Origin of the sequence: uncultured Desulfovibrio sp., assembly GCF_944327235.1 — a bacterium.
Lineage (GTDB): Bacteria > Desulfobacterota > Desulfovibrionia > Desulfovibrionales > Desulfovibrionaceae > Desulfovibrio.
This window is the reverse complement of record NZ_CALVHE010000007.1, coordinates 50,820-57,985: the sequence shown is the minus strand read 5'-3', so window position 1 is coordinate 57,985 and position 7,166 is coordinate 50,820. Positions and strand designations below refer to the sequence as shown.

Below are 7,166 nucleotides of genomic sequence, written 5' to 3'. Positions count from 1 at the left end.
TGCCGCCATATAGTCTCTCCTCATTGTAAGTGAAGAGATTATAACATACTATTTAATTTGACGACACCACCTAGAGTATTTTCCGTGTGAAACGCTTCGCGTTTCACACCATACGTTCTGGGCGTTCGCGGAAAAAACGCGGTTTTCCCGCCTGGTCTCGACCGGGCGACGCTGTGCTGCCGCCGCGCGTTTTGCCTTTTCCAACGGCAAAACGCTCTCCCCGACATCTTGGCCGCCATTCGGTCGTCAGCCGGACGGCAGCCGTCAGCCAGCGGGGCAACACAAAAAGATCAGATGGACTTGCCGCTCTTGCGCCGCAACCAGTCCACATAGGCGGGGAAATGCCGCTTGAGCAGAGCAAGGGCATTGTCCTCCGCCTGCAGATACCGCCGCCGCGTCACCTTGCCCGTGCCGACCCAGTGCTTGAGGTAATCCGCCACCGGGAAATGCCGGGCATGGAAGCCGTGGGCATACATGGCACGGAACCACTCCACGCCGATATCCAGACAGATGGGGCCGCATTGCCGGTAGGCTCCGGGAGGCAGGGCCGCCCCGAACGGCAAGGTAAGGGGACGGGTACGCTCCAGATCGAGCAGACAAGCCCATTCGTTGATGCGGCATTCCGGCAGCGGCCAGGGCTGACGATCAAAAATGCCCGTGAAGCCTTCGGGATAGGGACGAACAAAGACGCCCCGTTCCACAGCGAGGGCATAGAGCGCGCACAACTGCGCATAGTCCGGGCGGAACTCCTCCTGCCTGCCCGGCCCGCACGGCGGCAGACCGAACAGCTCCCGCATGAGTTCGGCGCGAGAGGCCGGACAGTTCCAGCACTGCCCCAGATGCCCTATGGCAAAGGCGTCGCCGCGCGCCGCCAGCATGGCCCCCAGGATGTCCCGTTGCACGAAGACGTCATTATGCATGAGAAAGAGCAGACGCGCCTCACTGTGCTCAAAGGCATACTGATAGCGGATGCCGTAGCGATAGGCGGGATCGTGGAGACGCTGCGTATCGGCGGCATTGAGATCGAGCCAGTAGTCCGGCTGAAAGACGCGGCAGCGCTCCGGGCCCAGCTGCTCGGTCAGCCAGGAGGCGATGAGGTAGGGGCTCACCACGTCATGCTCCGAACCGTACGGCTCGAACTGCAAGTATATGGTGCCCACATGCGGTCCGCTGGCCCGCAAGAGGGACAGCAGGGACAGGGCGGTCTGATAGGGCTTGGCAAAAATGTTGACGGCCACATCCACACGGGCGGCGCTGTCGGCTGACGGCATGACATCCTCGCTTTTTTTCTGCTTGTAGCGGCTTGCGGCTGACGGCACAAGACTCTCCGCAAGCCTTCCGCCCGCCGTCCTCCATCCGCGAGCCCTGATGCGCCTTGATCCGCTTTGACGCGCCTTGACGCGCCTTGACGCCGGGCGCTATACTTCGCCGTCATTTATGGGACGCATAAGGAGGGGCCATGATCTCGCCGCAAACCATCTTCGTCAATTCCAATGGCCTGCATGAAGGCACCGTCGTGGTGGACAATGACTATTTCGACCTCGCGGGCATGATCCACGGGGACGTGTACCTGAAAAACGATTCCACCTTCATCGTGCGCGGCATGGTGGTCGGCAACGTGCATGTTGACGCCACCTCCCGCATGTTCGTGGCCGGGACCGTCAAGGGGACCATCTACAACAAGGGCGATGTGGAGATAGCCGGCGTACTCGACGGCGAGATGATGAACATCGTCTCCTCTGTGGCGTCGTCCCAGCCCAGCGAAGGCTAGTTTCCCGCCGGATAACGACCGGTAGAAACAAAAAGCGTCCGCTTGCGCGGACGCTTTTTGTTTTCCAGCCCTCGGCAGCTCTGCCTGCCGCCTCGCGTTTTGCCTTTTTTCAACGGCAAAGCGCGCTAACTTTTTATCTCGCCCACCAGCTTTTCCAGCGCGGCGGACTGGCTGGCCAGCTCGCTCACCGCACGCGCCGCTTCCTGCATGGCCTGGGCCGTGCTGCCCGCGATGCCGTTCACTTCCGCGATGGAGCGATTGATCTCCTCGCTGGTGGAGGACTGTTCCTCGGCGGCGGTGGCGATGGTGCGGACCTGGTCGGCGGTGATGTCCGCCATGTGGACGATCTCCTGAAGGGCCTCGCCCGACTGATTGACCAGCAGGGTGGCGTCCTCGATGGCCTTGGCGGCAATGTCCACCTGCGCGATGCTCTTTTCCGTACTCTTCTGGATATCCACGATGGCCTTGTCCACTTCAGCGGTGGAGGCCATGGTCTTTTCCGCCAGCTTGCGCACTTCGTCCGCCACAACGGCGAAGCCGCGCCCGGCCTCCCCGGCGCGGGCCGCTTCGATGGCCGCATTGAGCGCCAGCAGGTTGGTCTGGTCCGCGATGTCGGAGATGACGCCCATGATCTGGGTGATGGCCTGAGCGCTCTTGTCCAGCTGTCCCATATCCGTCTTGAGCGTGAGCGCCTGCTGCCGGACGACCTCGATGCCGTCGATGGCCTTCTGTACCACCTTTTCGCCGTCCTCGGCCTTGTTGCGCGTCGAGGAGGAGGCGTCCGACGCCTGCCCGGCATTCTTGGCCACCTCAAGCACCGTGGAATTCATCTCTTCCATGGCCGTGGCGGTCTCCGTCGCCCGGGCCGCCTGCTGGGCGGCGCCCTGCTCGGACTGCGCGATGTACTCCGAAAGATGCTGGGCCGCCGTGGACAAGGTCCTGGCCATGGTTTCCAGATGCGCGGCCGTGGAGAAGATGCGGGCCTTCTGCTCTTCCACATTCTGGATATCGACGAGCGAACCGCAGGCGCGCACGGCCTTGCCGGCCTTGTCCCGCGTCACGCCACCGGTGGCCCTGAACCAGCGGTAGGATTCATCACGCATCCGCAGGCGGTAGGCCACGTCATAGCGGTCGGTCTTGCCCGCCAGCGCCTCACCAAAGACGGCAAAGGTACGCCCCTTGTCGTCGGGATGCAGGCGGTCGGTCCAGGACGTGACGAGATCGGGGAATTCCTCCACCTTGGAAAAGCCCAGGAGACGACGAAACTCAGCTGACCAGGTCCAGTGGCTGCGGGGGGACATGGGGTCGCCGTCCTCCGCCAGCACCACGTCCCAGAGACCTACACCGGCGGCGGTGCTCCAGAGCTGGAGGATCTCCTCCCGCTGATGGTTCTCGTGGATATCCACCAGCGAACCACAGGCGCGCACGGCCTTGCCGCTGCTGTCGCGCTGCACGCCGCCCGTGGCCCGGAACCAGCGATAGGATTCATCACGCATACGCAGGCGGTAGACCACGTCATAGCGGTCGGTCTTGCCCGAAAGCGCATCGCCAAAGACGGCAAAGGTACGCCCCTTGTCGTCGGGATGCAGACGATCGCTCCACGAGCCGACCACATCGGGGAATTCGCTCTTGCTGGTGAATCCCAGAAGACGATGGAATTCCGATGACCAGGTCCAGTGGCTTTTGGGCGATAGCGGGTCGGCGTTGAAAAGTTCCACGTCCCATAGTCCGACGCCCGCCGCGGAGCCCCACAGGTCTACCAAACGGGCACTATGCCGTATTTTCTGAAAAAAATTCATGTAGTCCGTCCTGTCTCTGAATACGGGGCCTGCTCCTTGCCTTTCCGGGCATGTCTCTCCTGAGGCTCGTCCTTCGGCAAACGCCCGCTGCCGAACGACCGCGGCGGAAGCAGGTATTTTATAGTTTATCGTACGGAGTGCGAGAATGATTAGCGCGCGGCACGAGAAGTGGCCTTGATTTTACATTTTTTTCGCACAATAACGTCGGCCGCCGGACAGCGTACCGAAAGCGTCACGGAAGCGGACAGCACGGACACGCACGTTTTGCCGTGGAAAAAGACGAAACGCGAGGCGGGGGCACAGCGTCGCCCGGCAAAACCAGGGGGGAAACGCGATTTTTCCGCGAGACGGCGGCCCACAGGGTTTGAAACACGAAACGTCCCGAACGGAAAGTGTTCACGATGACCGCGACAGGAAAAAGGGGGGCTTTCGCCCCCCTTCGTGTACGCAATATCCGCAGGACGCTAGAACTCCACCTTGCGGGCGGCGTCCAGCGCCTTGTTGAAATCGTCGTCGGTATGGGCAAAGGAGACCATGCCGGTCTCGAAACCGGAAGGCGCCAGATTGATCCCCTGCTCCCGCATCTGCTTGTAGAAGGTGGTGAAGAGCTTCTGATCGCACTTCTGCGCATCGGCAAAGTTCCGCACCGGCGTTTCGCTGAAATAGGGGCAGAACATGGAGGCGATGGTGGGCATCTGGATGGGCACGCCCTTGGCGGCCAGGATGGAGGCCAGCTCACCGGCAAAGGCGGCGGTGCGGGCTTCCAGCGCGGCATAGTCCAGCCGCCGCAGCTCACGCAGCGTGGCCATGCCCGCGGCCATGGCCAGCGGATTGCCGGAAAGCGTACCGGCCTGATAGACCTTGCCGCGCGGGGCCACGTTCTCCATATAGGCCCGGCGTCCGCCGAAGGCCCCCACCGGCAGGCCGCCGCCGATGATCTTGCCGAAGGTGGTCAGATCCGCCTCGATGCCGAAACGAGCCTGCGCCCCGCCGAAGGCCACGCGGAAACCGGTGATGACCTCGTCGAAGATGAGCAGGCTGCCGTGGGCGCTGGTCAGCTCGCGCAGCCCTTCCAGGAAGCCCGCCACGGGCAGCACAAGGCCCATGTTGGCCGCTACCGGCTCCACGATGACCGCCGCGATGTCCTTGCCGTGCGCCGCAAAGAGCTCGCGGACGGCGTCCAGATCGTTATAGGGCGCGAGCAGCGTATCCCCCACCACGGCGGCGGGCACGCCGGGCGTGCCGGGGATGGCGAAGGTCGCCACGCCGGAACCGGCCGCGGCCAGGAAGGGGTCGGCATGACCGTGGTAGCAGCCGATGAACTTGACCACCTTGTCCCGGCCGGTCACGCCGCGCGCCAGCCGCAGAGCGCTCATGGTGGCTTCGGTACCGGAATTGACCATGCGGACCATGTCCAGCGTGGGCATGTCGGCCACCACTTCCTCGGCCAGAGTGACCTCGTCCGGGCAGGGAGCGCCGTAGCTCGTGCCGCGTCCCGCGGCTTCACGCACGGCAGCGGTCACGGCGGGGTGATCATGCCCGAGGATCATGGGGCCCCACGAGAGCACGAAGTCCACATAGTCGTTCCCGTCCACGTCGCGGATATGGCAACCGTGGGCCTCGGCAATGAAGAGCGGCAGGCTGTCCACGTTGTGGCAGGCCCGGACCGGACTGTTGACCCCGCCGGGGATGACGGCGCAGGCCCTGTCGAAAAGCTGGCTGGAAGTGCTGTTGTCCATTGCGGCTCCTTAAAAATAGGTCATGGAGATTTTTTTCAGCTCCCGCAGGCTCCGCAGCACGGCATACGGGCCGAGGGGGGCCGCGGCGGCCAGATCACGCACCACGTCGAGGCATTCCTGCTCGCTGCGGCCGTGGATCATGGTGTAGAAGGTATAGGGCCAGTCCTCCGCCGGGCTGGGGCGGTAGTAGGAATGGGAGATATGCGGATTCTGCGCCGCCACCTTGCCGCAGGCGTCCACCTTGTCGGCATCCACCTGCCAGGCCACCATGGCGTTATGGTTCCAGCCCGTCTTTTGATGCTTGATGCTCGCCCCGAAACGGCGGATGGCCCCCGAGTCCCGCAGTTCCTGCAAGAGGGCAAGGACCTCTTCCTCACTGCTGCCGGTCTGGGCGGCCATATCGGCATAAGGGGTGAGACTGTCGGGAAGATCGGCCTGCGCGATACGCAGGATGGCGCGTTCGGTTTCGCTGAAGCTCCGGCTCATGCTGCCTCCCTGGCAAACGGACATCCGGGAGGCCATGCCCGCGGCCTCGCCTCTCCAGACGCGAAACGCCGCGCCGGTCGTCATGCTCCGGCGCGGTCGTCAAAGGTTCGTCATCTCCCGCCGATCTAGCGGCTGAAGGAGCGCGTAAAGAGTTCCTGGATGGCCTGCCGCCCGTTGGCCTCAAGGAAACGGGTACCGGTGGCCGCAAAATGCGCATGGTCGACGACAGGGTCCTTCACTTCGGTCCAGACATCCTTTTCCCACGCGAACCACGCATCCCGCGGCTGGTCGAACACCAGCAGCGGCTTGTTGCAGATCTTGGCGAATTCCGCCCCCCAGCCGGTGCCGCCCTTGACGGTGTCGTCCGGCTGGATGGCGCCCACCACGATGATCTGGTTGCCGCTGCTCACCTGCCAGCAGATGGACTGCAGCACCTTGCGGAACAGGGGCGCGCGCGTATACTCACGGTTCATCAGCTTGGAAACATAGGTCAGGCTCACGTCCTTGAGGGCCAGTTCTTCGCTGGTCAGCACGCGCACGCCGCGCTTGCGTTCCATCTGGTGGCCTTCAAAGCTGTAGTTGACTTCTTCGATACCCCAGCTTTCGGCCAGTGCCCCGAAAAACTGCTCGGTTCCGGCAGCGCCGCCGCTATAAAGCACACATTGTTTGGGATCGAGCATATCGCCTCCTGCTGTGTTGAATCCCTTGCGGACAATGATGTCGTTGCATCATGGCAGAAAAGCGCCCTGACGGCAAGGCGTCGCCGCCGCGGGCCGCTCCCCTGCCGCCGCCGTCAGCGGCTGTAGGTCACGGTGAGGCTGGCGCTGCCGAGCACCTTGCCGTAGCGGGAAAATCCGGCCATGGCGGGCAGGGTCTGCGGCGTCACGCCGATGTCGGCCGTATCCAGCGCATAGACCGTCACCACATAGCGGTGCGGCTTGTCGCCGGGCGGGGGGCAAGCCCCGCCGTAGCCGGGAGCGCCGAAGTCGGTGAGCGATTCCACAGCACCGGCGGGCAGGCTCTTGCCGGCGCTGGCGTTGAGCTTGAGGCTGCGCACGTCGGCCGGGATGTTGGAGACCACCCAGTGCCACCAGCCGCTGCCGGTGGGCGCGTCGGGATCATAGACCGTCACGGCGAAGCTCTTGATGCCCTTGGGCGGATCGCTCCAGACCAGTTCGGGGGAAACGTTCTTTCCCGTGCAGCCGAAGGCGTTGAATACCTGATCCATGCCCATGACGCCGCCGTCCTTGAGCTGCGGACTGGTCAGGGTGAAGGTTTTGTCCGCGGCGGAGGGGGCCGCGCAGAACAGAGAGAGGGAGAGAGCCGCGCCTGCGACGCAGGCGGAAAGGAGGCGTGCGCTGAATTTCATAG

At 63.6% G+C, this 7,166-nt stretch carries 7 protein-coding genes; 1 reads left to right on the top strand and 6 read right to left on the bottom strand.

Going from position 1 to position 7,166, the window contains the following annotated elements; translation table 11 throughout:
* Positions 1-290: 290 nt before the first annotated feature.
* Positions 291-1,319, bottom strand: a complete 1,029-nt coding sequence (locus Q0K00_RS02345; protein WP_297227093.1) for a hypothetical protein — start codon at positions 1,317-1,319, stop codon at positions 291-293.
* 140 nt (positions 1,320-1,459) lie between these two features.
* Between Q0K00_RS02345 and Q0K00_RS02340 the strand changes: the two genes are divergently transcribed.
* A complete protein-coding gene (locus Q0K00_RS02340) occupies positions 1,460-1,771 on the top strand; it encodes a hypothetical protein (protein WP_297227092.1) in 312 nt (103 codons plus the stop codon).
* A 125-nt stretch (positions 1,772-1,896) separates the two neighbouring features.
* On the opposite strand, the gene Q0K00_RS02335 is transcribed toward Q0K00_RS02340, so the two are convergent.
* The 5 genes from Q0K00_RS02335 to Q0K00_RS02315 form a co-directional block, all read right to left on the bottom strand.
* The gene (locus Q0K00_RS02335; protein WP_297227091.1) at positions 1,897-3,489 is read right to left on the bottom strand and encodes a PAS domain-containing methyl-accepting chemotaxis protein; all 1,593 of its coding nucleotides are present in this window, start codon (positions 3,487-3,489) and stop codon (positions 1,897-1,899) included.
* Between the two features lie 545 nt (positions 3,490-4,034).
* Positions 4,035-5,309: a glutamate-1-semialdehyde 2,1-aminomutase gene (hemL, locus tag Q0K00_RS02330; protein ID WP_297227090.1), complete on the bottom strand. Its 1,275-nt coding sequence runs from the start codon at positions 5,307-5,309 to the stop codon at positions 4,035-4,037.
* A gap of 9 nt (positions 5,310-5,318) precedes the next feature.
* Positions 5,319-5,795, bottom strand: coding sequence for a siroheme decarboxylase subunit beta (locus tag Q0K00_RS02325; protein ID WP_297227089.1), 477 nt, complete (start codon positions 5,793-5,795; stop codon positions 5,319-5,321).
* A 125-nt stretch (positions 5,796-5,920) separates the two neighbouring features.
* Positions 5,921-6,475 carry a hypothetical protein gene (locus Q0K00_RS02320; protein ID WP_297227087.1) on the bottom strand — a complete coding sequence of 185 codons (555 nt, stop codon included), beginning with the start codon at positions 6,473-6,475 and terminating at the stop codon, positions 5,921-5,923.
* Positions 6,476-6,588: 113 nt separating this feature from the next.
* Positions 6,589-7,164, bottom strand: coding sequence for a YbhB/YbcL family Raf kinase inhibitor-like protein (locus Q0K00_RS02315; RefSeq protein WP_297227086.1), 576 nt, complete (start codon positions 7,162-7,164; stop codon positions 6,589-6,591).
* Positions 7,165-7,166: the final 2 nt, after the last annotated feature.

Excerpts from the sequence above, each read along its gene's own strand:
- Q0K00_RS02340 (WP_297227092.1), top strand. The coding sequence starts at position 1,460 with ATGATCTCGCCGCAAACCATCTTCGTCAATTCCAATGGCCTGCATGAA.
- Q0K00_RS02320 (WP_297227087.1), bottom strand. The coding sequence starts at position 6,475 with ATGCTCGATCCCAAACAATGTGTGCTTTATAGCGGCGGCGCTGCCGGA.
- Q0K00_RS02325 (WP_297227089.1), bottom strand. The coding sequence starts at position 5,795 with ATGAGCCGGAGCTTCAGCGAAACCGAACGCGCCATCCTGCGTATCGCG.
- Q0K00_RS02315 (WP_297227086.1), bottom strand. The coding sequence starts at position 7,164 with ATGAAATTCAGCGCACGCCTCCTTTCCGCCTGCGTCGCAGGCGCGGCT.
- hemL (WP_297227090.1), bottom strand. The coding sequence starts at position 5,309 with ATGGACAACAGCACTTCCAGCCAGCTTTTCGACAGGGCCTGCGCCGTC.